This window comes from Salsipaludibacter albus, assembly GCF_019798055.1.
In the GTDB taxonomy this organism is placed as follows: domain Bacteria; phylum Actinomycetota; class Nitriliruptoria; order Nitriliruptorales; family Nitriliruptoraceae; genus Salsipaludibacter; species Salsipaludibacter albus.
In genome coordinates this window covers 21,460-43,378 of record NZ_JAHOPH010000003.1, presented here as the reverse complement: position 1 = coordinate 43,378, position 21,919 = coordinate 21,460, and the positions used below count along the sequence as shown (strand labels likewise).

The window sequence follows — 21,919 nt, the reverse complement described above, 5'->3', positions numbered from 1 at the left end:
TCAGTGCCCGCGGAACGCCTCCTCCAGCCACCAGGACGGCTCGGCGACCACCTTGGCGTCCACGAGCAGTGGTCGGTCGCGCGGCCCGGCGACCCACTCGGCCACGGCGTCCAGGTGCTCGACCGACCGCACCGTCACCGCCTCGAAGCCGAACCCCCGACCGATCGCCGCGACGTCGGTGTCGGGGAACTCGACCGTGGCGAGGTCGTGGCCGTCCGGGCCGAAGTGGTGGACCTCCGCACCGTAGGCATCGTCGTTGTAGACCACCACCACCATGTCCAGGCCCAGCCGCACCACCGTCTCGAGCTCGGCGACACCCATCAGGCCCCCGCCGTCACCCAGTGCGGCGACGGCCAGCCGGTCGGGCCGGGCGAGTGCCGCGCCGATGGTGGTCGCCAGGCCGAGCCCGATCGACTGGAAGGCCTGGGTGAAGCAGAACCCGTCCTCGTCGGGCACCGACAGGTCGACACTGGGGTGGCCCATGAAGTTGCCCGAGTCGACCCCCACGACACGCTCGGCCGGCAACAGGTCGTCCAGCGCGATGGTCAGCACGTGCGGGTCGATCCGGTCCGTCGTGGAGGTGTCGACGAGGTCGTGGTCGCGCCACCTCACGCCGGCGTCCAGCCGGGCCCGGGTCTGGTCGTCGCGGTACCCGGCGTCGGCCCGCGGTCGTCCCTCCAGCGCCTGCCGGACCGCCGTGGCCACCGCGCCGACGTCACCCACCACGCCCAGGTCGATGCTGCGCTGGGAGCCGAGTGCGTCGACCTCGAGGTCGACCTGCACCACCCGGGCGCCCGGTCCGAGCAGTCGTCCGTGCCGCATCGTCCACATGTTGAGGGTGCAGCCCCAGCCGACCACCAGGTCGGCGTCCCGGATCAGTTCCGCCGCGGTCGGCGACGAGAACCCCCCGGAGATGCCCAGCGCCCACGGGTCGTCGTGGAACAGCCCGTTGGCGACCGCCGAGGTGGCCAGCAGCGCACCGGCGTCGGCTGCCAGCGCCGCCACCTGCGGCCCGGCGTCCCGGGCGCCCCGGCCCGCCACGAACACCGGTCGCGTGGCCCGGGCCAGTTCGTCGACCAGCGCCGCGACGTGGTCGGACGTCGGCTCCGGCGGGGTCGGGGCCACCCGCGCGGGTGCCTCGCCCCCGTCGGTCGGCACCGGCAGGTCCTGGACGGGCAGGGGGAGGTTGAGGACGACCGTGCGTCGCTCGTCCCGGGCCGTGTCGAACGCGGCTGCCGCGGTCGTGGCCGCGTCCGCCGGGTCGTCCAGCCGCATCGCCACGGCACCGACCGACGTCGCGAGCGCGTCCTGGTCGACGAAGAAGTTCGAGTGCGGGTTGGTGGCCTCGGCGGCCAGGACCACCAGCGGCGTGCGGGACTTCGCAGCCTCGGCCAGCCCGGTCATGGCGTTGGTCAGCCCACAGCCCTGGTGGAGGGTCACCACGGTGACGGTGCGGCTGATCCGGGCGTGCGCGTCGGCCATCGTGGTCGCGCCGCACTCGTGGCGGGTGGCGACGAACTCCACGCCCGCGGTCCGCAGGGCATTGGTGACGTGGAAATTGCCCGAGCCGACCACGCCGAACGCCCGGACGACCCCGCGGTCGGCCAGCGTCGTCGCGACGACGTCGACGACCCGCACCCCCGGAGCCGTCATTCGACGAAGGCGAGCACCCGGACGGGGCTGCCGGACCCGCCGACGATCTTGAGCGGCGAGGCGACCAGCACGGCCCCGACCGGCGGCAGCTGGTCGAGGTTGCGCAGCTGGGTCAGCCCGTACTTGCCGGCCCCGTGCATGAGCGAGTGGCACGGGAACATCGGGTCGAACGTGGGTGCGGCGCCGGCATCGGTGCCGACCGTCTCCACCCCCAGCCCGATGACGGGCGACTCCTCGGCCAGCCACCGGGCGCACTCGGGCGACAGGCCCGGCGTGTGCGAGCCGTCCTCGTCGGCGTTGAGGAACTCCTCCTGGGACCCGGCATGGGCGTGCCAGCCACTGCGCACCAGCAGCCAGCCACCCTCCGGCAGCGCACCGTGGTCGGACTCCCAGGCCCGGATGTCGTCGACCTCCAGCAGGAAGTCGGGATCGTCGGCCACCCGGTCGACGCAGTCGATGACCGCCGCCGGGCCGACCAGTCGCTCGGGCGGGACCGACGCCACGTCCTCGTCGGTGCCCGTGACCCAGTGGACGGGGGCGTCGAAGTGGGTCCCGGTGTGCTCGCCGGTGGTGAAGTTGTTCCAGTACCAGGCCGGACCGCGATCGTCGTAGCGGCTGATCTCGTGCAACTGGAAGCGCTCGGTCTGGCCGAACTCCTCGGGCAGCTGGAGGATCGGGGTCTCGGACGACAGCGGTGACGTCAGGTCGACGACCCGGATGGAGCCGGCGGCGAGGCCTGCGGCGAAGGCGGCGAGGTCGGACACGGTTGGGGTCCTTGGAGGTGGACGACGGCGGGACTCCCCCACCGGCGATCGAGCCTACGAGTCGCCGCTTCGGACCGTCAACGGGCCGCCGGCACGCAGACCCACCTCCCAATAATGAAAGTGACTTTCTTCTTGACAGTGACTATCTCACAGGAGACACTCCCGAAGGAGGAACTCGACGCGAGGACGAAGAATGGACGTGCGGACGCGGCGCCGGCTGGCGGACATGAAGGTCGTGCAGCAGCAGGCGGTCGAGCTGTTCACCACCCACGGCTTCGACGCCGTGCCCGTCGAGCGGGTGGCCACCACGGCCGGGGTGTCGCCGGTGTCGGTCTACCGCTGGTTCGGGACCAAGGAGGCGCTGGTCCTGTGGGACGACTACGACCCGCCACTGCTGGCGGCCATCGCCCGCCACCTGGGCGACCGCGGCCCCCTGGGGGCGGTGCGCGACGGGGTCGTCGAGGAGCTGGACGTGGTCTACGACCGGGACCGGGAACTGGTCCTGGCCCGCACCCGCCTCATCCACGCCGAGCCCGCCCTTCGTGCCGCCGCGACCCACGGCACGACGGCCATGGAGGAGGCGCTGGCCGGCCTGTACGCCGACGCGGGGATGGGCGACGACGACGCCCGACGGCGGGTGTGGGCCGTGGTCGCCGTGGGCGTGCTGCGGGCCGCGCTCGACACCTGGCAGCGCCAGGACGGTCGGGAGTCGCTGGCCGACGTGGTGACCGCGGCGTTCGCCAGCCTGGAGGTCGTGGCGTGGACGGCCTGACGATCGTCGTCGACGACCTCGCCCACCGGTGGCCGGGACGCGCGCGCAACGCCGTCGACGGGATGGACTTCACCGTGGCCGAGGGCGAGGTGTTCGGGCTCCTGGGTCCCAGCGGCGCCGGCAAGACCACCACCCAGCAGATCCTCACCGGGCTGGTCCACGGCTGGACGGGACGGGTCGAGGTGCTCGGACGGCCGCTCGGGGACTGGGGCCCGGCGCTGTACGACCGGATCGGGGTGTCGTTCGAGCTCCCGGTCGGCTGGCCCCGACTGACCGGGCGCGAGGACCTGGTCCACTTCGCCGCCCTGCACGACCGGCCCGCACGGGACCTCGACGAACTGTTCGCCCGGGTCGGCCTGGCCGACGTGGCGGACCTGCCCGTGGGGACCTGGTCGCGTGGGATGCGCACCCGGCTGAACCTCGCGCGCGCCATGCTGCACCGACCCGACCTGCTGTTCCTCGACGAGCCGACCGGTGGGCTCGACCCGGTCAACGTCGCCGCCGTCCGGGACCTGGTCCGCGACGCCCGGGACGAGGGCGCCACGGTCGTCCTCACCACCCACGACATGGCCACGGCCGACGCCCTGTGCGACCGGGTCGCGTTCGTCGTCGACGGACGCATCGTGGCCTGCGACCGTCCGCGGACCCTGCGACGGGCGCACGGCGAGGCGACCCTGGAGGTCGAGCACCGGGTCGACGGCAGGCTGGCCACGACGACCTACCGACTGCCCGACCCCGGACCCGGCCTGGCCGAGGTGCTGGCCTCCGGCACCGTCGAGTCCGTCTCCACCAACGAGGCCACCCTCGACCGGGTGTTCGTCGACCTCACGGGACGGGCGCTGTGACCTCCACGCGGGCGGCTGCCCTGGTGCGGACCGAGCTGGCCCTCCAGCGACGCCACGGGGTCGTCGCGGCGACCGCGGCCGTGACCGCGGCGTGGGCCGTGGTGTTGCTGGCCGTTCCCACCACGGTTCGTCCGACGCTGGTGGGCTGGATCCTGTTCCTCGACGTCGCGGCGATCGGGGTGTTCGTGGTGCCGGCGATGACCGTGGTCGAGCGTGGCAACGGCATCCCGTCCGCGCTCGCCCTGACCCGGCTGTCGCCCGCCACGGCCGTGGCCGTCCGTGTCGCCGTCGTGGCGGTCGGGTCGGCGCTGGCCGCCGTCGTGGTCCTGTCGGTGCCCGGCCCGTCGAGGGGCGGACCGGTGCTGGTCGCTGTCGTCCTCGTCAGCGTGCTCGCCTCCCTGCTCGGGCTGGTGGCGCTGGGGCGGCAGGCGTCATTGACGACGTGGATGGCACGCCTGCCCCTGCTCGCCGTCCCGCTGCTGGTGCCGGCCCTGGTACGAGGCGTCGGCCTGTGGGACGCGCCGGTGCTCGCCCTGTCACCGTTCACCGGGGGACTGGACCTGCTGCTCGGCCGCTGGTCGTGGACGGCCGTCGCCTGGATCCTTGCCTGGGTCGTGGTGCTGGGTGCCCTGGCCCGTCGGCAGGCCGACGCGGTCGGTGACCCGTCTGCGGGCGCGGCGCCGCGGCGGTCCGAGGCGCGGACACGTCGGGCCACGACAACCACGGGCGTCCGTGGCACGACCTGGCGTCGACGGGCCGTCGCCTCGACGCTGCGGGTGGATCGCCAGACGGTCCTGGCCGACGGGATGGTGCTGGCGATGCTGGCCGGGCTGCCGCTGCTCGCCCTGGCGGTGCGGTGGCTGGGAGGACCGGGCGCGACGTGGCTGGCCACACGTCACGGGCTGGACGTCACCCCCTGGATGGACCTCGCGCGGACCTTCGTGGTGGTCGTGCACACGCCGGTCATGCTGGGCGCCGTGGCCGGCCTGGCGTTCTGCGAGGACCGCGACGCCAGGGTGCTGCCGGCCGTCGCCACGACGCGGGCGTCGCTGGTCACGCTGCTGGCGGTGCGCTCGGGGATCGTCGTGACGCTGGCGACCGCCGCGGTCGCCATCGGGCTCCCGCTGTCCGGAGGACAGCATCCGCTGGGCATCGTCGGCACGCTGTCGACGGCGCTGGTCGCGGGGACGTGCGCCCTGGTCCCGATGACGGTGCTGGCGGCAGTCGCCCGCGATCGCGTCCAGGGCATCGCGCTCCTGAAGGCGATCACGCTGCCGCTGTACCTCCCGCTGGCAGCGGGGTTCGTGCCACCGGCCTGGGACGCGGCCCTGCTCGTCGTGCCCACGGGCTGGTCCGTCGCCGCGGCGTGGGCCACGAGCCCAGGGGTGCTGGCCACGGCGACCGTGGCAGGCATCGTCGCCTGTGGCGCGATCGGCTGGCTGCTCGGCCGCCGACTGGTGCGCACGGTCGTGGCGCCGGCCGGTCGTCATGCCGCCGGTCGTCAGTCCGCCAGTCGCGTCGCCACGTCGTGGAAGCGCGCGCCGTAGGCACGGGCGATGGCGATCTCGTCGTCGGACAGCCCGTCCTTCGAGCCGTCCTGCGGTGACAGCTGCGACGGGCCGTAGGGGCCGCCGCCGGTGTCGGTGGTGTTGGTCGCCTCGTGCGAGTAGCCCATCGGCACGATCGGCATGCCCTGGTGGTAGGCGAAGGTCGACATCGACAGGATCGTCGACTCGTGCCCACCGTGCAGGGTCGCCGCGCCGGTGAAGAACCCGGCCGGGGTACCGATCAGCTCGCCCTCGGCCCACAGCGGACCGCACTGGTCGAAGAACTTCTGGAGCTGGGCGGTGGCCGAGCCGAAGCGGGTGCCGCTGCCGAACAGGACCCCGTCGAAGTCGGTCAGCTCCTCGACCTCGGCGTAGGGGATGTCGTCCTGGTCGTCCTGCGCCTCGGCCACGCCCTCGGACTCGGCGACGTCGTCGGGCAGGTCGTGCGGCAGGCGCCGGAGGTGGGCCGTGCCCCCAGCCTCGCGGACGCCTGCGGCGATCTCGCGGGCGAGCTCGAGGGTCGAGCCGTACATGGAGAAGTAGACGATGCCGATGTCGGCCATGGTGGAGGACCTGGTCGTCGGGGACAGAATGGACGCGCATGTCGTTGCGCACTCAACGACCGTATGGTCATGCCCACGGCCCGCCCCGGTCGAACGGTCCCCTGAACGATCGGGCGGGGCGAGCCGGAAGGTTCCGGCGGACTTCTGCATTCCAAACACTGCCCCAGACAATCTGTGACGACCACCCCCCCACGCGAAGGCAACGACCATGCTGTACGGCCAGGAGCACGTCGAGCGGTACCGCGAGACCGGTGGCGAGGAAGGCCACGAGTGGCGCGACGGCGTGTACACGCTGCTGTTGACGACCACCGGCCGCTCCTCGGGCACACCCCACACGACCCCGCTGATCTACGTCCGCGACGGCGACGACTTCGTCGTGGTCGCCTCCAAGGGCGGGGCCCCCGAGCACCCGGACTGGTACGTGAACCTGCAGGAGGACCCCCGCGTCGAGGTCCAGATCGCGGACGAGGTGTTCACGGCGACCGCCGGTACGGCCGGCGAGGAGGACCGTGCCCGGCTGTGGTCGGAGGTCGTGGCCGTCTGGCCGGACTACGACGACTACGCCGCCAAGACCGACCGCGAGATCCCCCTGGTGCTGCTCACCCCGGCCGGCGCCTGAGGCTCACGCTGCGTCCGTGCCCCGCCTGCGGCCGTGTTCACGACTGGCCGTGGATCCCCCCGGCCAGGTACTTCAGCCCCGAGTCGCACTGGACCGTGACCACGCGCCGGCCGGGCCCCAGCTCGGTGGCCAGGCGCAGCGCGACCAGCAGGTTGGCGCCGGTGGACGGACCCGAGAACAGCCCCTCGGTGTTGGCAGCCCGTCGTGCCATGTCGATCGCCTCGGTGGTGCTGACCGTCTCGACCCGGTCGATGTCGCCTGCCGACAGCAGCGGTGGCACGAAGCCGGCCCCGCCACCCTCGATGCGGTGCGTCCCCGGCTCGCCACCGGACAGGACGGCCGACTCGGTCGGCTCGATCGCCACCCGCAGCATCCGGGGATGGCGCTCGACCAGCGCCCGGGTCACGCCCAGGAAGCAGCCCGCGGTCCCGACGTAGCTGCAGAAGGCGTCGACGGGGCCGTCCAGGTCCCGCGCGATCTCCTCGCCCATCTCCCGGTAGCCGTCGACCATGTCCGTGTTGTGGAACTGGTTGGTGGGGTACGCGCCCTCCTGGTCGGCGATCTCGGTCGCGCGACGGATCATCGAGGCGATCAGCTCCGGATGGATCCCCTCCGGACTGGGGATGACCTCCACCTGCGCTCCGAAGGCCCGCATCGTGTCCAGCTTCGCGGCCGCGAACGCGTCCGAGGTCACGATCCGCAGCGGATGACCCGTCACGGCGCAGACCAGGGCCAACGAGCTGCCGGTCGACCCGCCCGTGTACTCCACCACGGCCTGTCCGGGCTGGAGCACACCACGCCGCTCGGCGCCCTCGATCATCGCCAGCGCCATGCGGTCCTTGTACGAGCCCGTGGGATTGGCCGCCTCGAGCTTGACCCAGACCTCGGCCATGTCGGGGCTGCCCAGGTGGGCGAGCCGGACCATGGGAGTGCCACCGATCCCCGCGAGCACGCCTGACCGGTCGTCCATGTCCCGCCCCTTTCGGCGACGTGCCAGGAGCGGAGCGGAGCGCCACGAGCCGCCGTCGTCGGTGCCAGTCTCGCCCGTGCCGGTCCGGTCTGCAAGGGCTCGGGCGACCCGTTCGGCGCGGTCGCCGTGCGTCGTCGGGTATCACCCGACCACGTCATGGCCTCCCGTTCAGGACCGCGGGACGGGCCACGTCCCTCCCGGCCCGGGACACCCCGGGACCTGAGTAGGGTGGGTCGTGGGCCGCCCGCCGGCGCCGAGGCGGGCACGGGGGAACGGACGCGCCATGGGGGCACGCACACGCCGAGACCTTCGCCGGGTGGTGCCGGGTCGACATCGGCTCGCGACCGTCGTGGTCCTGGCCGCCGTCGTCCTGGTTGCCTGCGGTGGCGGCGACGACCCGGTCGACGTGTCGTCCACCACGCCGTCCCCGGCCGGCACGGCCGCCCCCGGTCCCACGCCCTCCGCCCCACCGTCGGCGACGCCCTCGCCGACACCGTCGGTGGATCCCCTGGACGGCCTCGCCTTCACGGTCGACCAGGAGTTCTGGCACTCCGGGTTCCGGGTTGTGCTGGGCGAGGCGACCGTCGAGGCACGACGGGACGCAGACGACGAGGTGGTGGGCCACGACCTGCTCCTGGCCGGCACGTTCGACAACCTCGCCGAGGACGAGGGGACGTTCCGCCCCGACCTCGAGGTGGTGCTGGGCGACACGACGGCGCCTGCCAGTACGGACACCGAGTGGCCGACGGTCGGCGGCGGCCTGTCCACCGACGGGGTGCTGGTGTTCGAGGTCGAGCCCGGCTTCGACCCGGCCACTGCCGTGCTGGTGGTGGGATCACCCGACCAGGCCCGGGCCGAGGTGCCGTTGCAGCCCGACGCCGGGACCCTGGTGGCCCTGCCGCCGGAGGAGGTGGACCTGGCCGGCACGATGTCGCTGGACCTGCTCGACATCACCGTCACGGGTGGGCAGCTGCGCTGGGACCTGCCCGCCGAGTTCGACGAGGTCCCGGCGGGCGACCGGGCCCTGACCCTCGACCTCACGGCGACCAGCCGCAAGTCCGGCAACTGGGGCATCAACGCCACCGACTTCGCACTGGCCCTGCCCGACGGGACCGCGGTGCCGGCCGACGACGCCGTGCTCGCCTCGCTGCCGGGCAACGACTCCGGGCTGGACACACCGGACCTGTGGCTGCGCTTCCTGGTCCCCGAGGACACCAGCGGCACGGTCACCCTGCGGATCACCCCGGGCGACTGGTGGCTGGACGGCGGGCCGACCGAGGCCGCCATGGAACTGACCCTGCCCTGATCGCGCGCACCGTTGCTCACCGACCGGACACCCCCTTCGACGTCGACCCGACCGACGACACGTGGCACCCTGATCGTGACGTCGACGAGGAGACACCGCATGAGTGACCAGGCGACCCCCGGGACCGGGCCGGGCGGACCGGACGACCCCGACGGCCAGCAGACCGGACGCCGGTGGCGCGAGGACGCCGAGTCCGCCCTGGACGACGTCGGCTCGGCCCTGTCGGCCGCGTGGGAGGGCAGCCGGGAGGCGCGGGTGGCCGCACTCGACGCGGCCAAGGGCGCCCTGGCCCACCTCGGCACGGCGATCGACCAGGCCTCCCGGGCCGCGCGGGACACCTGGGGCGACGAGCAGCCGACCCCGTCCACCACGGACGACACCGTGGTCGCACGCACGGAGCCGGTCGAGCCGCCACCGCCCCCGGCCGAACCGCCTGCACAGCCCCCCGCCGCACCTCCGTCGACCTGAGCTCGGGAGGCCCCGGCCTCCCGTCCCGGGGCGACCGGGGGCATGGGAGGGGGGTCCCGACGGGAACGGGACTCCGGTCGCAGGGAGCCTCCCGGGCAACGGCCTAGGGTTCGTGGCAGCACGACCGTGCCGGCACCCAGACGGCATGCGTGCCAACGGGGTGACGAACCGTCACCCCTCTCCCCGGACCGTCGAGACGTTGGGGCCGGTCCGTGGGAGCGGCGAGGTCTTCGCCACCACTCCCCCCGACCTTCGAGGACACTCAACCATGCGCAGAACGCGTACTGCACTGCTCGTCGCCATCCTCTCCCTCGGCCTGCTCGTCCCGGGCATCGCCGTCGCCGGCAACGGCGCACCGCAGGGAGCCCACGACTACCAGCTCAACATCATCGGCACATCCGACAAGAACCCCAACATGACCGGCGGCAACGGCCACCGGATCTTCGTCCCGCTCGAGGGCCGCAGCAAGATCATGCTGTCCGAGGGCGACTTCGGTGTCCTCGACGCCAACGGCACGGACGGCGAGGCATCGTTCTCGCTGCCGGCACCCGGCCTGGACGCCTACGTGGTCGGCGAGGTCGGCGACGCCGACGTCCAGTCCAGCTACTCGGTGTTCATCCGGCCGCTGGGCAAGCCCGGTGGGTCCGCCACCATCACCACCTGCGCCGAGCTGCTCGACAGCCAGTTCGGTGACCTGCTGGACAACCGCACGGTCCGCAGCATCAACAACCGGACCGACGGCGAGGCCTACTGCTCGATCGAGCAGGTCGGCACGGACATCCTGACCCGCACCAAGGGCAAGTCGTCGTTCACCAACGTGACTGCCGAGATGCTGACCATCGTGTTCGAGGTCGAGGTCGACCTGGACGGTGACGGGATCGCCGACGAGACGATCTACATCCGCGTCCCGATCTTCGACGAACTGCTCGAGGGCGAGTACTGGGAGTACGACAACAACGGACTGCGCCTGGCCCAGGTCCGCTTCTACGACTGCTCGACCAACGTCGAGACCGGCGCCTCCACCTGCTGAGGTCGCGCAGCGTCGAACGAGGGCCCGCCCCGGTGCAGGGGGCGGGCCCTCGTCCGTGCGGTGGGTCGGGCACGGTCCGATCGCCGGGGAGTCGGTCGTTGCCCAGTGCACGGTGGCGTGGTTGCATCACGACGACACGACTCGGAGGTGCGCCATGAAGGGACTGCGTCGACTCGCCAGTTGGATCGGCCTCGGGCTGCTGGTGGCCGCGGTCGCCACCGAACTGGGCAAGCCCGCCGAGGAGCGGGACTGGCACGGCGAACTGGGCGGGATCGTCCCCTACGACCTGCGCCCGCCGACCCTGTCGCGCCTCAAGGCCTCGTGGTGGGCGCCCGACGACCCCCGGCTGTTCACCGATCGCACCTTCGGCGTCGGGTGGGCCGTCAACCTCGCCCGGGTCACCGAGCTCGCCGCGGCCCAACGCGACGGCGCCCAGGGCTGACACCTCGCCCGCTGGGCGGCCACCGAACGGTCGCCGGCGGCCGCTGGACGGTGGTCGGTGGGTGCTCAGTCGGTGGCCCAGGGGCCGGGGCCGATGCCCGAGATGCGACCGAACTCCCCGTCCGTCGCGGCCTGGATGTAGTCGTACCAGTTCTCGTACTCGTTGCCGTACATGTCCTGGAACTTCAGCGGCGCCCTGAACAGGTCCGGGATGCGAGGCGGCGGCACGGAGCCGGCATCGGCGTCGTCGCCGTCGACAGCCTCGACGACGGCCCGCAGGCCGTAGGAGTCGACGAGCAGTCCGAGGAATGCCGCGCGCTGCGCATCGTCGGCCTTGCGCAGCAACGGCGAGAGCGTGGCGACGCGCACGTCACGACGTGTCTTGGTGGTCTTGGGCATGGTCGGTCCGTTCGAGATCGTGTGTGTCGACCGCATCATCGGGTGTGCGGTCCCTGGCGACGACGAGAGGCCGATCCGGGCACCGGTGATACCCGCCGTCGACGACCACGACGGCGAACACGCCGACGCCTGGGGGGTCAGCCCAGGCGGCGGTCGAGCGACACCAGGACGTCGTCGCCCTCCTGCTTGCCGATCGCCCGTCGGACGGCGGCCGTGATCGGCAGCTTGTGGGTGCCGTCGCCGAGCGCCATGAAGGAGCCGCGGAAGGCGTGGCCGTCGACGGTGCCGGCGACCTTCACCCGGCCTCGGGTGCCGAAGACCTCCGCGGAATCGGGCAGCTGCACACAGATCCACGTGTCCGTGGGCCGGATGCGCCCCAGCCGTGCGGTGAACGTGATGTCGATCGGTCCCGGGTGGGTCGCGTCGGTCATGGTCGTCTCCGTCGTCGTCAAGGGAACCGGGTCGGTCATCGTGCGAGGCTCGCCACCACCGCGCCGACGGCCACGAGCTTGAGCAGCCAGTCCCCGGCATGGACGACCGCGGCACGGACCGGGGTGCCCTCGTGGACCACCGAGCCGACGAGCAGGACGACCGGCAGCACCCACAGGGCCGCGCCGAGCACGGCCCCGTCGACCAGCGACGCCCGCCCGGCCTCGCCCGCCAGCCACGCCACGAGCAGGGCCGTGGCGGCCGATCGCCCGAGCTCCACCGCCCCCTGCACGGCCGCGGTCGGTGGCTGGCGAACGCCGTCGGCGGGCTCCGGAAGCGTCACGACCGCGTAGTAGGTGCCGCTGATCACGACACCGACGATGGTCGCGACGGCGATGGCGAGGGGTGACACCACGCTGCTCCTTCGACCTCGTCCGGGAACTCACTCGTGCAACGGTGCCACGTGGGTATAGTACTGTCAAGTACTTTATGTGGAGGACACGTCCACGGAGGTGGCTGGCATGGCGAACGAGGGTGCTGGTCGCCCGGGGCGACCGCCCGGCCAGCAGGGCCAGGCACTGTTGGACACGGCCCGCGACGCCTTCCTCGAGCATGGCTTCACCGAAACGACCATGCGCCTGATCGCGTCCCGTGCCGGGGTGTCGAAGTCCTCGCTCTACCGCGAGCATCCGTCCAAGGACGCGTTGTACGTCGCCGTCGTGTCCGACTGGACCGCCCGGGGACGCAACGCGATGCAGCCCCACCTCGACACCCTCGTGTCGGCTCCCGACCTCCGCCGGGGCCTGGTCGAGTTCTGCACCGTGCTCCGGGCGGCCGTGCTCTCACCCACGGTCGCGCGGATGCGCACGCTCGTCGCAGCCCAGTCCGACCGGTTCCCGGACGTGGCCCGCGGCTACTGGGAGTCGAGCTGGGAGGCCAACATCGCGGCGCTCGCTCGGGCGCTGGCGACGCTGGTCGACGCCGGACGCATGGTGGTCGACGATCCCCAGGTGTGTGCCGAACAGCTCGTCTGGCTGACCGTCGGTGGGCCGGTCACCGAGCAGACGCTGTGCGGGACGCGGGAGGGCGACCACCCCTCGCAGGACCGCGAGGACGACCGCGTCGAGGAAGCGGTCATGACCTTCGCGTCAAGATTCGTCGTGTGACGTCCGGGCGAGGTCTCTGGCCCATCGGGTCCGAGACACCGGATGACGCGACGGCGGCCCCGGGGGGTTGCGACGACGGGCTGGGTCCCCTTCACTGGCACTGTCTGGCGGGGGCACGCCAGACACCCTGGAGCAGCCAGTTTTTGGGGAACATGAACGGACGAAGGACTCGAGCATGCGCAAAACACTCACGGTGATGGCCATGGCGGTGGCGATGGCATTCAGCACGGTCGCCATGGCGGCCGCGGACGTCAATGACGTCACGCCCAGTACCAACGACATCAACCGGCAGGAGGGTTGGGCGCACTTCAACGTGCTCGACACGCGTGTCGGTGAGGTCGACGTCGAGTTCGTCAGCACCCGCGACTTCGCCTCGTGCTTCGAGTACCGCAGCGACGGTGACGCACCGGACTCTCCGACGGACAACTTCAACCCCGACATCGAGGACGGACTCTACGACTTCGTGTGTGTCAGCAACGAGACGGTCACACGCACGCTGACCGCGGACGAGTACGTCGAGATCCGCACGGTCTTCGGTGCGGAGTCCGACGAGCGGTTCGACTGGACGCGGGTCGACGTCGTGGTGCTGACGGTCGAGGACTGCCGGGAGGACTTCGCCGCCTTCGGGTTCCGCAACCAGGGCCAGTGCATCGCCAGCCTGAAGGCGGCCTGAGCCGACCCGAGAGAAGCGATGACCCCAGGGAGGGGACGAGCCTCGGCTCGTCCCCTCCCACGTGTCGGGCCGGATTCGGCCCGCTCCGGTCGTGGATGTGGCAAGGTGGACCCCGGGCGGACGACGGGGGGCGGCCACGTGAGCACGACGTCGCATGCAGGTCGGACGGCGATCGTCACGGGAGCAGGATCAGGCATCGGTGCCGCCCTGGCTCGACGGCTCCGGGCCGGTGGGGCAGAGGTGGTGACCACCGACGTGGCAGGCGACGTGGACCGCCGCCTGGACGTGCGGGACCTCGCCGGCTGTCGTGCCCTGGTGGCCGAGGTCGGGGTTCCCGACCTGGTGTTCGCCAACGCCGGCGTCTCCATGGGCGGCCCGACGCACGAGCTCGGTCGAGCCCATTGGGACCACGTGATCGACGTGAACCTCAACGGGGTCGTGAACACGGTGCTGGCCGTCTACCCGGGCATGGTCGAGCGCGGCTCGGGCCACGTCGTCGCGACCGCATCGGGTGCCGGCCTCGTGGCCCCACCGTTCGTCACGGCCTACGCAGCCACCAAGCATGCCGTCGTGGGTCTGGCGCTGGGTCTTCGGCCGGAAGCCGCCCTCCATGGCGTGCGGGTCAGCGTGCTGTGCCCCGGCGCGGTCGAGACACCGATCCTCGATCGGCTGCCCGATGAGCAGCTTCCCCCGACCCCGACCCGGCCCATCACCGCTCGTGAGTACCTGTCACTGCTCGGCCAGGAACCCGTCGACGTCGACCGCTTCGCCCACGCCGCACTGAAGGCGGTCGAGCGCAACCGGGCGATCATCGCCGTTCCCGCCCAGGCGCGAGCGCTGTGGTACCTCCATCGCCTGTCGCCATCACTCACCGATCGCATCACGACGGCCATCGCTCGTCGAGTCGATCGGGGCCTCGTCCAGGTCGAGCGCGTCGGCGACGCCTGAAGCGCTCGCAGGCCTCGAGCACAGTGGGTCGACCGGGCGGTCGAACCGGGCCTGGGCAGGGGAAATGGCGGAGGGTGTGGGATTCGAACCCACGGAGCGGGAAACCCGCACGGCGGTTTCGAGTTCGATCAACCCGATTTCGGCCGGTACGTCCTGTGACGCCGTTTGTCGCCCAGTGCCACGCCAGCCCGGGAATACTTCAGAATTGTCCTGGTGAGAGTTCTCCGTGGGTTGGCCGCTCTGGACCCAGTCTGCGACCTGCCGCGGCCTGTGCGCGGCCTGACGCGGCCTCGGATTGATGGCGCGAAGCGTAGACCAGATGGCCGCTGGACTCCACCGCGTTCCCTCGCCCATGGGCGCAGGGGGATCGGCCGGCGGACGAGTTGGGTGCCATTTGATATCCGGGGGATCTCGTATGGCTCACTGCGTGCTTGAAGATCGTCGGTAGCGGCCGGATCTCTGAGGCTTCGTCCGGCGTCCAGCAAGTGGCTAGGGCACGTCAGCGACTGTCGGCCGCGCTCGCGTGCGTGGGGATGGAAAGCCGTGGGTTTCCTCTGCCGCCTCCCGGTCAATCTGGGGCTGGCCACCGGCCTGGCATGCGGGGAGCCGGAATGGAATTGGCGGAGACCCGGATGTTCGGTGTGGTCGCGGCGTCGTAGCGTCACGTTCGCATCGGAGCATGAAGCCGACGACATTCACCGTAGGGGCCCAGGGGCATCGACATGAAGAATCTCGTTATCGGACTCGTGATCGGCCTGCTCGCAGGTCTCGGCACGGTCGCAGTCGCGCAAACGACGACCACGTCGGCCGAATTCTGCGTCAAGGACAACGGCAAGCTCCGCCTTGCCTTGGACGCTGCCTGCGCCACTGACGAGCAGCTGTTGACGATCGCGGGCGTACAGGGACAGCCCGGCGTCGACGGGCAGGACGGCGTTGACGGCCAGGACGGGGTGGACGGACAGGACGGCGTCGACGGCATGGACGGCCAAGACGGGGTCTCTGGGTACGAAATCGTCAGGCTGGACGTGCAGTGGGGCGGTGGGGGCTTCAACCGCGGCGCAACGGTGTCGTGTCCGACCGGCAAGAACGCACTCGGCGGCGGCTGGTACATCAACCGTGTCTGGTGGCACGACGACAACATCAGCGAGGAATTCGGGTTCGACCTGATCGAGAGCCGTCCGGTCGAGGATGGCTCTGGGTGGCGGCTGGAGTTCTGGGGGGACTGGAGCGGAGGGGTTCGCACGTTCCCGCTCTATGCCATCTGCGCCGATGTGTGATGCGCGAAGTGACGCCGCTGGACCACTCGGTCTCGGTCGTCCAGCGGTGTCAACGCCAAGTCCGATGTGAGCGACACCCAGGGTGACGCCGACACCCGGAGCCAGGTACGTCCGATCCAGGTCAAGGCCGCCAACGTCGTCAGCCTCCTGGGTGGGCCCGACCGAGGCCGCCCGGTGGCTGGACGTCGCACGGTCACAGCCCTCGCGCTGGGTGAAGGGCACTGAACTCCCGTCGCCGGCATCGACTCGGGCCGTTATCGACATCGACTACATCTTCTCGCGACTGCTGCAGCTCTACGAGCGCGACACGGCCCTGACGTGGCTGAGGTCCCTGAACTCGTAGCTGGGCGGTGCCACACCCCGCAGCGTCCTGCGCGAGCAGGGCCCGGCACGCGTCGTCGAGGCGATCGACGCCACCCTGAGCGGCTCCTACGCCTGATGCTGCTGTACCGCGTCATCGGCTGGGACCAACAGGGCGCCCGAAGGCAGTCCCGGGTACCCGCTGTACGGCGATCGGTCGCGGCAGGGCGCCGGGCGAGCCGACAAGCCGCGGCACTACGCGGCCCTGTACGTGTCCGAGACACCGCAGGGAGCCGTCGGTGAGGTGTTCGGCGACCTCGCCACCTGGACCGAAGCCATGTTCACGACGCCGTGGCTGCCAAACGGCCAGCGCGCCCTGGCGACGTGCGAGACAACACGTGACCTGCGCGTGCTGGACCTCGACGACAGCCACGTGCTGGCGCGGCTCAACGTCCGCCCCACCGACGTCGTCGGCCGCGACCGCGAACGCTCCCGCGAGGTCGCCCTGCAGGTGTGGTCGACCGGTGACTGGGACGGCCTGCGCTGGTGGTCGTGGTGGCGCCCCGCCTGGCGCAACCAGGTCCTGTGGTCCCCCGAGATGACTTGGCCACTCGACACCGTCGACGTCACCGCACTGAAGCTCGACCACCCGGCCGTCCAGACCGCCGCCTCCGTCCTGCCACGCCCACGAGAGTGAGACGCTCCACCAGTCGGCCTGGCCGCGTTGATGGACCGGAACAGAGTCGTGAAACCAGCTCCGAGCAGTGGTGGTCATGGTGTCTCCGGGGCGTGACGCAACCGGCCTACACCCGACCGGGAGGTCAGTCCAGATCAGCCCAGCCGGTCGCCCACCCAGTCTCGGAGGTCGTCCTCATCAATGGTCCCGGCGGCCACAGACTCGATGACCGCAACCGTTTCGTCGCCGTCGGGCTCGTCGGCAACCGGGCGGGTCCACGTGCCGCCGTTGCGTGCCACGAACTCCAACGCACACAGGTACCCGACCCGCTTGTTGCCATCGGGCAAGGGATGGTTGCGGATGATCCGCGAGGCCAGGACCGCCGTCTTGGCAGCCAGGTCCGGGTAGAACTCGGTTCCGGCGAACGCGGCCGCGGGCGCGTGCAGGGCCGAGTCGGCAAGATCCAACCGCGCCGCGGACGCGAGATCCTCAGCCGGGATGTCCAGCACGGCCTCGGCAATCAGCAGGAAGTCCGCCAGGTCGAGGTAGTTCCAGGCCACTCAGCGAGCCAGCCGCTCAAGGATGCGCTGGTTGTCCTCGATCGACCGACGCAACCTTGCCTGGAACTCGGCGTCGCCACGCCGTTCCTCGATCCGGCTGGCGATCGCAGCCCGGATCTCCTCGGCCACCGAAACTCCATCCGCCTTGGCCACCGCCTCAAGCTCGGCTGCATCGTCCTCTTCGAGTCGAACTGTGAATCCCTTGGACATCCCGGGCCTCCTTGCCTCTTCGATGCATCACGCATCGCGCATCACGATTCATGCATCGTACCCGACCTCCTCGGGCACGATCGATCTCGGCTGGTCAAGACCCGACAAACCGAGGATGGCACCAGCGAACCCGATGCCCTTCACTGGCAGCGCGAAGGAGTCCGAGTGCTCAGACAACAAATCCCTGAGCTTCGCCGGCACGCTTGTTCCCGTCGAGAATGGAGCATCGGGGGTGCGACGGCGGATGCTCGTGCGGCCTGTGTGCGGCCTGCGGCGCGATTTCGGGGGTCCTGCAGCAGCCGGTTCGACGCCCGGATCGGGTCGTCAAACCGGCTTTGATCAGGGGAAATGGCGGAGGGTGTGGGATTCGAACCCACGGTGCGGGGAAACCCGCACGGCGGTTTTCAAGACCGCTGCCTTCGTCCGCTCGGCCAACCCTCCGGGGTGCGGAAGGGTAACGGCGCCGCGGTCGCGTCCGTTCAGGCACGACCGCGGCCGACGTCCGGCACCTGCTCCTGCACCTCGTCGTAGTCGTGGCCCACCATCTTCGCGATCACCCAGCACGCGACCACGACGAACTCGGCGACCACGACGACCAGGGTCGACACCCGCAGGTCGGTCTCGGTGACACCGAGGAACCCAGTGGTGAACGACAGTCCCAGTGCCACCGCCGACGCCACGGCCAGCACGGCGGCCAGGTCCTTGAGGCGGTCCGTCCGGCCCGGCTGCCCGGCGATCAGTCCCGCACCGAGCACGATCGCCAGCACCGCGGTGCCGATGAAGGCCAAGCGCAGCCAGACAGGTGCACCCTCGGGTGGCCGCACCCCCTGGACCATGTGGATGGCGCCGTACACGAACAGTCCGGAGGCCATCAGGCCACGGATCACGACGTTCATTGTGGGTCTCCTCGTCGGTGGAACACCGGTGCGGTCGCTCCCACCTGCCGGCACGGTGCCGCGTGCCGACCGTCGACCGACGTGGACGCACCCATCCTATCGTCCACCCCCGTGAGTTTTGACCCTGTCCAAACAGGATCTACACTCCCCACCGCGACGTACCCGACCCGAGCACCCCGACGAGAAACGCGAGGAGCAGACGTGGCAGCCCCGTGCCCCGAGCGCCTCAGCGAGGCCGAGCGCGACGCCGCCGGTGCGCGGCTGCGTGGATCCGGCCTGCGTGCGACCGCTCCCCGACGCAGCCTGCTGGCCCTGCTCGACGCCTGGGAGGGCCACCACGCGGTCGACGACCTCGCCGCCGGGCTCGCGGACCTCGACCACCCGCTGCCTCGCCAGTCCGTCTACAACGTCCTGGCCGACCTGGTCGAGGTCGGGCTGGCACTGCCGGCGGACACCGGCCCCGGCCGTGCCCTCTACGAACGCGCCTCGTCGTGGCACCACCACTTCGTGTGCGTGGCGTGCGGGGCGGTCGTGGACGTCCCCTGCGTCGTCGGCGACAAGCCCTGCCTCGAGGCGACCGTGCCCGGTGCCGAGATCGACGAGGCCCAGGTCATCTTCCGTGGTCGCTGCGCGGACTGCCGCGACGCCTGACCGGCGCCGACCCTTCACACGTGATGGACGTCGACGAACCCTCTCGGCACCCTGAACGGGACAACGGCCCCGAGACGGGTTTCAGGGACAACCCCCAGGCGGTGGTCCGCGACGGCCACCTAGGTTCGTGCACACGAACCCCCGGAGTCCAGCGCAGGGTGGGTGGGCGTGACGACCACACCGGCAACCGTCGAGACCAGTCGCCCCCTGGGCCACTGGCTCGCACTCGGCGTGCTCCTGACGGCAGCGGTGGCTGCGGCGATGGTCTGGTGGGTCGGCGTGGACCAGTTGCTCACGGCCCTGCGTGAGTTGTCGTGGGGGTGGCTGGCCGTCGCGGCCGTCCTCGAGGCACTCGCCCTGGCCTGCCTCACCCGGGTCTACGCCGCGATCTTCCGGGTGGTCCACGACGAGTTGCCCGCTCGCGAGGCCATGACCGTCGCGCTTGGCGCGTTCAGCCTCTCGCAGGTGCTGCCCGGAGGTGGCGCGGCCGGTGGGGTGTTCGCCGCACACCGCCTGGCCCGCCGCTCGGACGCCGTGACCGGCACCGCGACGGTCGTCCTGTTCGGAGCCCTGTCCATGGGCACGTTGGGCGTGATCATCAGCGCGGGCGCGACGATCTCCGCCCTGTCGACCGGCACCCACCGCGAGATCGCGGTGGTCGCCGGGGTCCTGACCGTGGTGCTGGTGGTCGCACTCGTGCTCGGTGGCTGGTTCCTGGCCGCGCCACGACGCCGCCACGCCACCATCGACCGGATCGCCGGTTGGACGCGTCGCGACGAGGACACGCGGCTCCAGTGGCGGACGTCGCTGGACCGCCAGCACGACCTGCTCGCCCACCCGACCCGGCTGCTGCCGGCCGTCGCGTGGTCGGCCGCCAACTGGTCGTTCGACATCGGCGTGCTCGCCGCCATCGCCCAGGCCGCCGGACTGGACCTGCCACTGCTGGCGATCATCGTGGCCTACGGCGTGGCCAACCTGGCCAGCGCCATCCCGCTCACCCCCGGGGGCATCGGCCTGGTCGAGGCCGGGATCACCGGCACGCTGGTGGCGATGGGCGCCGACGCCGGACCCGCCGCCGTGGTGGCCCTGGGCTACCGGCTGGTCGGCGACCTGCTGCCGGTCGCCATCACCGGGCCGATCGCCCTCGACGGCCTGCGTCGTCCGCCCGACCTGGGCGAGGAGCCCGAGGGCGTGGAGTCCTCCACGCCGACCCCGGACGAGCCGTCGCGGACGACGTCACGATCACGCTGACCGGGGTCAGTCGAACAGCACATCGGTGCCGAGGAACGGCACCAGGGCGTCGGGGACCCGGACCGAGCCGTCCTCGCGCTGGTGGGTCTCGACCAGGGCGATGATCGCGCGTGGCACGGCGACGGCGGTGCCGTTGAGCGTGTGGACCAGCTCGGTGCCGTCCTCGCCCCGCACGCGGGTGTTGAGCCGGCGTGCCTGGTAGTCGGTCGTGTTGGACGTCGACGTCACCTCGCGGAACGCGTCCTGGCCCGGCATCCACGCCTCGATGTCGAACTTGCGGGCCGCGGACGCGCCGAGGTCACCGACCGGGATGTCCACCACCTGGTAGTGCAGCTCGAGGCCCGTGAACAGCTCCTCCTCGATGGCGAGCAGTCGCTCGTGCTCGGCCGGGGCGTCGTCGGCCGCCACGAACGAGAACAGCTCGACCTTGTCGAACTGGTGGACCCGGAACATCCCGCGGGTGTCCTTGCCGTAGGTCCCGGCCTCGCGGCGGAAGCACGGCGAGTAGCCGGCGTAGCGGACCGGGAGCTCGTCGAGGATCTCGTCCATGTGCAGCCCGGCCAGGGCCACCTCCGACGTCCCGGTCAGGTAGAGGTCGTCCCGGTCGTCGGTCCGGAAGATCTGCTGCTCGTCGGTGGGCAGGAACCCCGTGCCGTACATCGCCTCGCGCCGGACCAGGATCGGGGGCAGCACCGCCCGGTGACCGTGCCTGGCGGCCACCGACAGGGCGTACTGCACCAGCGCCAGCGCCAGCCGGACGCCCTCGCCCTTGAGGTAGGTGAACCGGGCACCCGAGACCTTGGCGCCACGCTCGACGTCCAGCGCGTCGACCCGTTCCAGCAACTCGACATGGTCACGGTGGTCGAAGTCGAAGGTCGGGCGCTCACCGACGGTGCGCAGGACCAGGCCGTCACCCTCCTGCCCGTCCGGCGCGGCCGTGTCGGGGAGGTTGGGGACCCGCACGATGGCGTCGTGCCAGGCCTGCTCGGCCTCGGCCAGGCGCTGCTCGGCCTCGGTGACGCTGGCCTTGAGGGTCGTCGCCCGTTCGATCATGGCGGGACGCTCGTCCGGATCGGCCCGCCCGATCGCGGACGAGGCCTCCTTCTGCTCGGCGCGGGCGTCGTCCACCGCACCGACCAGGGCCCGCCGACGGGCCTCCAGCTCGGCCAGGTCGCGTACCTGGTCCGCCTCCATCCCACGCCGCGACAACGCCGCGATCACGGTGTCGAGGTCGTCGCGCAGGAGGTGGGGGTCGATCATCGCGGGGCCTTCACGGGTCGGGGACGAACGGGTGCGGTCCGGCCGGACCACAGGCTATCCCGGGCCACCAACCCGCCCGTGGGACGGCGGGGCCGGCGGGGTCGGCCGCCAACGTCGTGGGGCTACCGTGCACGGAGCGCCGCTGGGGCGCCGCCGGGGCGGCGATCGGCTCCATGCCAGCCGGCACGACGTCGTCCGCACGCACGCCCGGGACCACACCCGGTTCGAGACACGAGAGGGGGCCA

The 21,919-nt window shown here is 71.5% G+C and carries 26 protein-coding genes and 1 tRNA gene; 15 read left to right on the top strand and 12 right to left on the bottom strand.

The features are described 5' to 3' along the window. Both KR546_RS03000 and KR546_RS02995 read right to left on the bottom strand, forming a co-directional pair. The gene (locus KR546_RS03000; protein WP_338019079.1) at nucleotides 1-1,638 is read right to left on the bottom strand and encodes a thiamine pyrophosphate-binding protein; all 1,638 of its coding nucleotides are present in this window, start codon (nucleotides 1,636-1,638) and stop codon (nucleotides 1-3) included. 11 nt (nucleotides 1,639-1,649) lie between these two features. Next, nucleotides 1,650-2,417 (bottom strand): cyclase family protein, encoded by a 768-nt coding sequence (locus tag KR546_RS02995; protein WP_238443223.1) that lies wholly within the window; start codon nucleotides 2,415-2,417, stop codon nucleotides 1,650-1,652. Nucleotides 2,418-2,610: 193 nt separating this feature from the next. Here KR546_RS02995 and KR546_RS02990 point away from each other — a divergent pair, with 193 nt between their 5' ends. The 3 genes from KR546_RS02990 to KR546_RS02980 are packed head-to-tail and all read left to right on the top strand — an operon-like array spanning nucleotide 2,611 to nucleotide 5,581. Then, nucleotides 2,611-3,189: a TetR/AcrR family transcriptional regulator gene (locus KR546_RS02990; RefSeq protein WP_238443222.1), complete on the top strand. Its 579-nt coding sequence runs from the start codon at nucleotides 2,611-2,613 to the stop codon at nucleotides 3,187-3,189. Beyond that, nucleotides 3,177-4,034 carry an ABC transporter ATP-binding protein gene (locus tag KR546_RS02985; protein WP_238443221.1) on the top strand — a complete coding sequence of 286 codons (858 nt, stop codon included), beginning with the start codon at nucleotides 3,177-3,179 and terminating at the stop codon, nucleotides 4,032-4,034. Before KR546_RS02990 ends, KR546_RS02985 begins: the two co-directional genes overlap by 13 nt. After that, on the top strand, nucleotides 4,031-5,581 hold the full coding sequence (locus tag KR546_RS02980) for a hypothetical protein (RefSeq protein ID WP_238443220.1): 1,551 nt from the start codon (nucleotides 4,031-4,033) through the stop codon (nucleotides 5,579-5,581). Before KR546_RS02985 ends, KR546_RS02980 begins: the two co-directional genes overlap by 4 nt. Here the strand turns inward: KR546_RS02980 and wrbA are convergent. Continuing rightward, nucleotides 5,536-6,144, bottom strand: a complete 609-nt coding sequence (wrbA, locus tag KR546_RS02975) for an NAD(P)H:quinone oxidoreductase (RefSeq protein WP_238443219.1) — start codon at nucleotides 6,142-6,144, stop codon at nucleotides 5,536-5,538. The genes KR546_RS02980 and wrbA overlap by 46 nt on opposite strands. Nucleotides 6,145-6,352: 208 nt before the next feature. On the opposite strand from wrbA, the gene KR546_RS02970 reads away from it, so the two are divergent. Continuing rightward, nucleotides 6,353-6,763: a nitroreductase family deazaflavin-dependent oxidoreductase gene (locus KR546_RS02970; protein WP_238443218.1), complete on the top strand. Its 411-nt coding sequence runs from the start codon at nucleotides 6,353-6,355 to the stop codon at nucleotides 6,761-6,763. A 37-nt stretch (nucleotides 6,764-6,800) separates the two neighbouring features. On the opposite strand, the gene KR546_RS02965 is transcribed toward KR546_RS02970, so the two are convergent. Continuing rightward, nucleotides 6,801-7,733 carry a PLP-dependent cysteine synthase family protein gene (locus KR546_RS02965; protein WP_238443217.1) on the bottom strand — a complete coding sequence of 311 codons (933 nt, stop codon included), beginning with the start codon at nucleotides 7,731-7,733 and terminating at the stop codon, nucleotides 6,801-6,803. 283 nt (nucleotides 7,734-8,016) lie between these two features. On the opposite strand from KR546_RS02965, the gene KR546_RS02960 reads away from it, so the two are divergent. From KR546_RS02960 to KR546_RS02945, 4 genes are all read left to right on the top strand, one after another. Then, on the top strand, nucleotides 8,017-9,039 hold the full coding sequence (locus tag KR546_RS02960) for a hypothetical protein (protein ID WP_238443216.1): 1,023 nt from the start codon (nucleotides 8,017-8,019) through the stop codon (nucleotides 9,037-9,039). A gap of 99 nt (nucleotides 9,040-9,138) precedes the next feature. Then, on the top strand, nucleotides 9,139-9,507 hold the full coding sequence (locus tag KR546_RS02955; protein ID WP_238443215.1) for a hypothetical protein: 369 nt from the start codon (nucleotides 9,139-9,141) through the stop codon (nucleotides 9,505-9,507). A 268-nt stretch (nucleotides 9,508-9,775) separates the two neighbouring features. After that, on the top strand, nucleotides 9,776-10,537 hold the full coding sequence (locus KR546_RS02950) for a hypothetical protein (protein ID WP_238443214.1): 762 nt from the start codon (nucleotides 9,776-9,778) through the stop codon (nucleotides 10,535-10,537). A 154-nt stretch (nucleotides 10,538-10,691) separates the two neighbouring features. Beyond that, a complete protein-coding gene (locus tag KR546_RS02945; RefSeq protein WP_238443213.1) occupies nucleotides 10,692-10,979 on the top strand; it encodes a DUF5808 domain-containing protein in 288 nt (95 codons plus the stop codon). Between the two features lie 65 nt (nucleotides 10,980-11,044). Here KR546_RS02945 and KR546_RS02940 read toward each other — a convergent pair whose 3' ends face one another. The 3 genes from KR546_RS02940 to KR546_RS02930 all read right to left on the bottom strand — a co-directional run bounded on the left by KR546_RS02940 (nucleotide 11,045) and on the right by KR546_RS02930 (nucleotide 12,221). Further along, complete coding sequence (locus KR546_RS02940) at nucleotides 11,045-11,377, bottom strand: hypothetical protein (protein WP_238443212.1); 333 nt, start codon at nucleotides 11,375-11,377, stop codon at nucleotides 11,045-11,047. A gap of 137 nt (nucleotides 11,378-11,514) precedes the next feature. Beyond that, nucleotides 11,515-11,808 (bottom strand): DUF1905 domain-containing protein, encoded by a 294-nt coding sequence (locus KR546_RS02935; RefSeq protein ID WP_238443211.1) that lies wholly within the window; start codon nucleotides 11,806-11,808, stop codon nucleotides 11,515-11,517. A 35-nt stretch (nucleotides 11,809-11,843) separates the two neighbouring features. Then, a complete protein-coding gene (locus KR546_RS02930) occupies nucleotides 11,844-12,221 on the bottom strand; it encodes a DUF1761 family protein (RefSeq protein WP_238443210.1) in 378 nt (125 codons plus the stop codon). Between the two features lie 106 nt (nucleotides 12,222-12,327). Here KR546_RS02930 and KR546_RS02925 point away from each other — a divergent pair, with 106 nt between their 5' ends. From KR546_RS02925 to KR546_RS02905, 5 genes are all read left to right on the top strand, one after another. Then, entirely contained in the window at nucleotides 12,328-12,972 is a 645-nt protein-coding gene (locus KR546_RS02925; RefSeq protein ID WP_238443209.1) for a TetR/AcrR family transcriptional regulator, read from the top strand. A 175-nt stretch (nucleotides 12,973-13,147) separates the two neighbouring features. Next, on the top strand, nucleotides 13,148-13,645 hold the full coding sequence (locus KR546_RS02920; RefSeq protein ID WP_238443208.1) for a hypothetical protein: 498 nt from the start codon (nucleotides 13,148-13,150) through the stop codon (nucleotides 13,643-13,645). 105 nt (nucleotides 13,646-13,750) lie between these two features. After that, nucleotides 13,751-14,593 (top strand): SDR family NAD(P)-dependent oxidoreductase, encoded by an 843-nt coding sequence (locus KR546_RS02915; RefSeq protein WP_420804232.1) that lies wholly within the window; start codon nucleotides 13,751-13,753, stop codon nucleotides 14,591-14,593. A gap of 722 nt (nucleotides 14,594-15,315) precedes the next feature. After that, a complete protein-coding gene (locus tag KR546_RS02910; protein WP_238443206.1) occupies nucleotides 15,316-15,870 on the top strand; it encodes a hypothetical protein in 555 nt (184 codons plus the stop codon). A 502-nt stretch (nucleotides 15,871-16,372) separates the two neighbouring features. Beyond that, nucleotides 16,373-16,867, top strand: coding sequence for an RES domain-containing protein (locus tag KR546_RS02905; RefSeq protein ID WP_274387534.1), 495 nt, complete (start codon nucleotides 16,373-16,375; stop codon nucleotides 16,865-16,867). Between the two features lie 134 nt (nucleotides 16,868-17,001). On the opposite strand, the gene KR546_RS02900 is transcribed toward KR546_RS02905, so the two are convergent. From KR546_RS02900 to KR546_RS02885, 4 genes are all read right to left on the bottom strand, one after another. Then, nucleotides 17,002-17,406, bottom strand: a complete 405-nt coding sequence (locus KR546_RS02900) for a type II toxin-antitoxin system death-on-curing family toxin (RefSeq protein WP_238443204.1) — start codon at nucleotides 17,404-17,406, stop codon at nucleotides 17,002-17,004. Continuing rightward, on the bottom strand, nucleotides 17,407-17,616 hold the full coding sequence (locus KR546_RS02895) for a ribbon-helix-helix protein, CopG family (protein WP_238443203.1): 210 nt from the start codon (nucleotides 17,614-17,616) through the stop codon (nucleotides 17,407-17,409). It abuts the gene before it with no gap. 349 nt (nucleotides 17,617-17,965) lie between these two features. Then, nucleotides 17,966-18,057, bottom strand: a tRNA-Ser gene (locus KR546_RS02890). 38 nt (nucleotides 18,058-18,095) lie between these two features. Further along, nucleotides 18,096-18,512 (bottom strand): hypothetical protein, encoded by a 417-nt coding sequence (locus tag KR546_RS02885; protein ID WP_238443202.1) that lies wholly within the window; start codon nucleotides 18,510-18,512, stop codon nucleotides 18,096-18,098. 201 nt (nucleotides 18,513-18,713) lie between these two features. On the opposite strand from KR546_RS02885, the gene KR546_RS02880 reads away from it, so the two are divergent. Together KR546_RS02880 and KR546_RS02875 are read left to right on the top strand one after the other, a co-directional pair. Beyond that, nucleotides 18,714-19,163, top strand: coding sequence for a Fur family transcriptional regulator (locus KR546_RS02880; RefSeq protein WP_238443201.1), 450 nt, complete (start codon nucleotides 18,714-18,716; stop codon nucleotides 19,161-19,163). A gap of 168 nt (nucleotides 19,164-19,331) precedes the next feature. After that, nucleotides 19,332-20,414, top strand: a complete 1,083-nt coding sequence (locus KR546_RS02875; protein WP_238443200.1) for a lysylphosphatidylglycerol synthase transmembrane domain-containing protein — start codon at nucleotides 19,332-19,334, stop codon at nucleotides 20,412-20,414. Between the two features lie 6 nt (nucleotides 20,415-20,420). Here KR546_RS02875 and serS read toward each other — a convergent pair whose 3' ends face one another. Next, a complete protein-coding gene (gene serS / locus KR546_RS02870) occupies nucleotides 20,421-21,674 on the bottom strand; it encodes a serine--tRNA ligase (protein WP_238443199.1) in 1,254 nt (417 codons plus the stop codon). Nucleotides 21,675-21,919 lie beyond the last annotated feature (245 nt).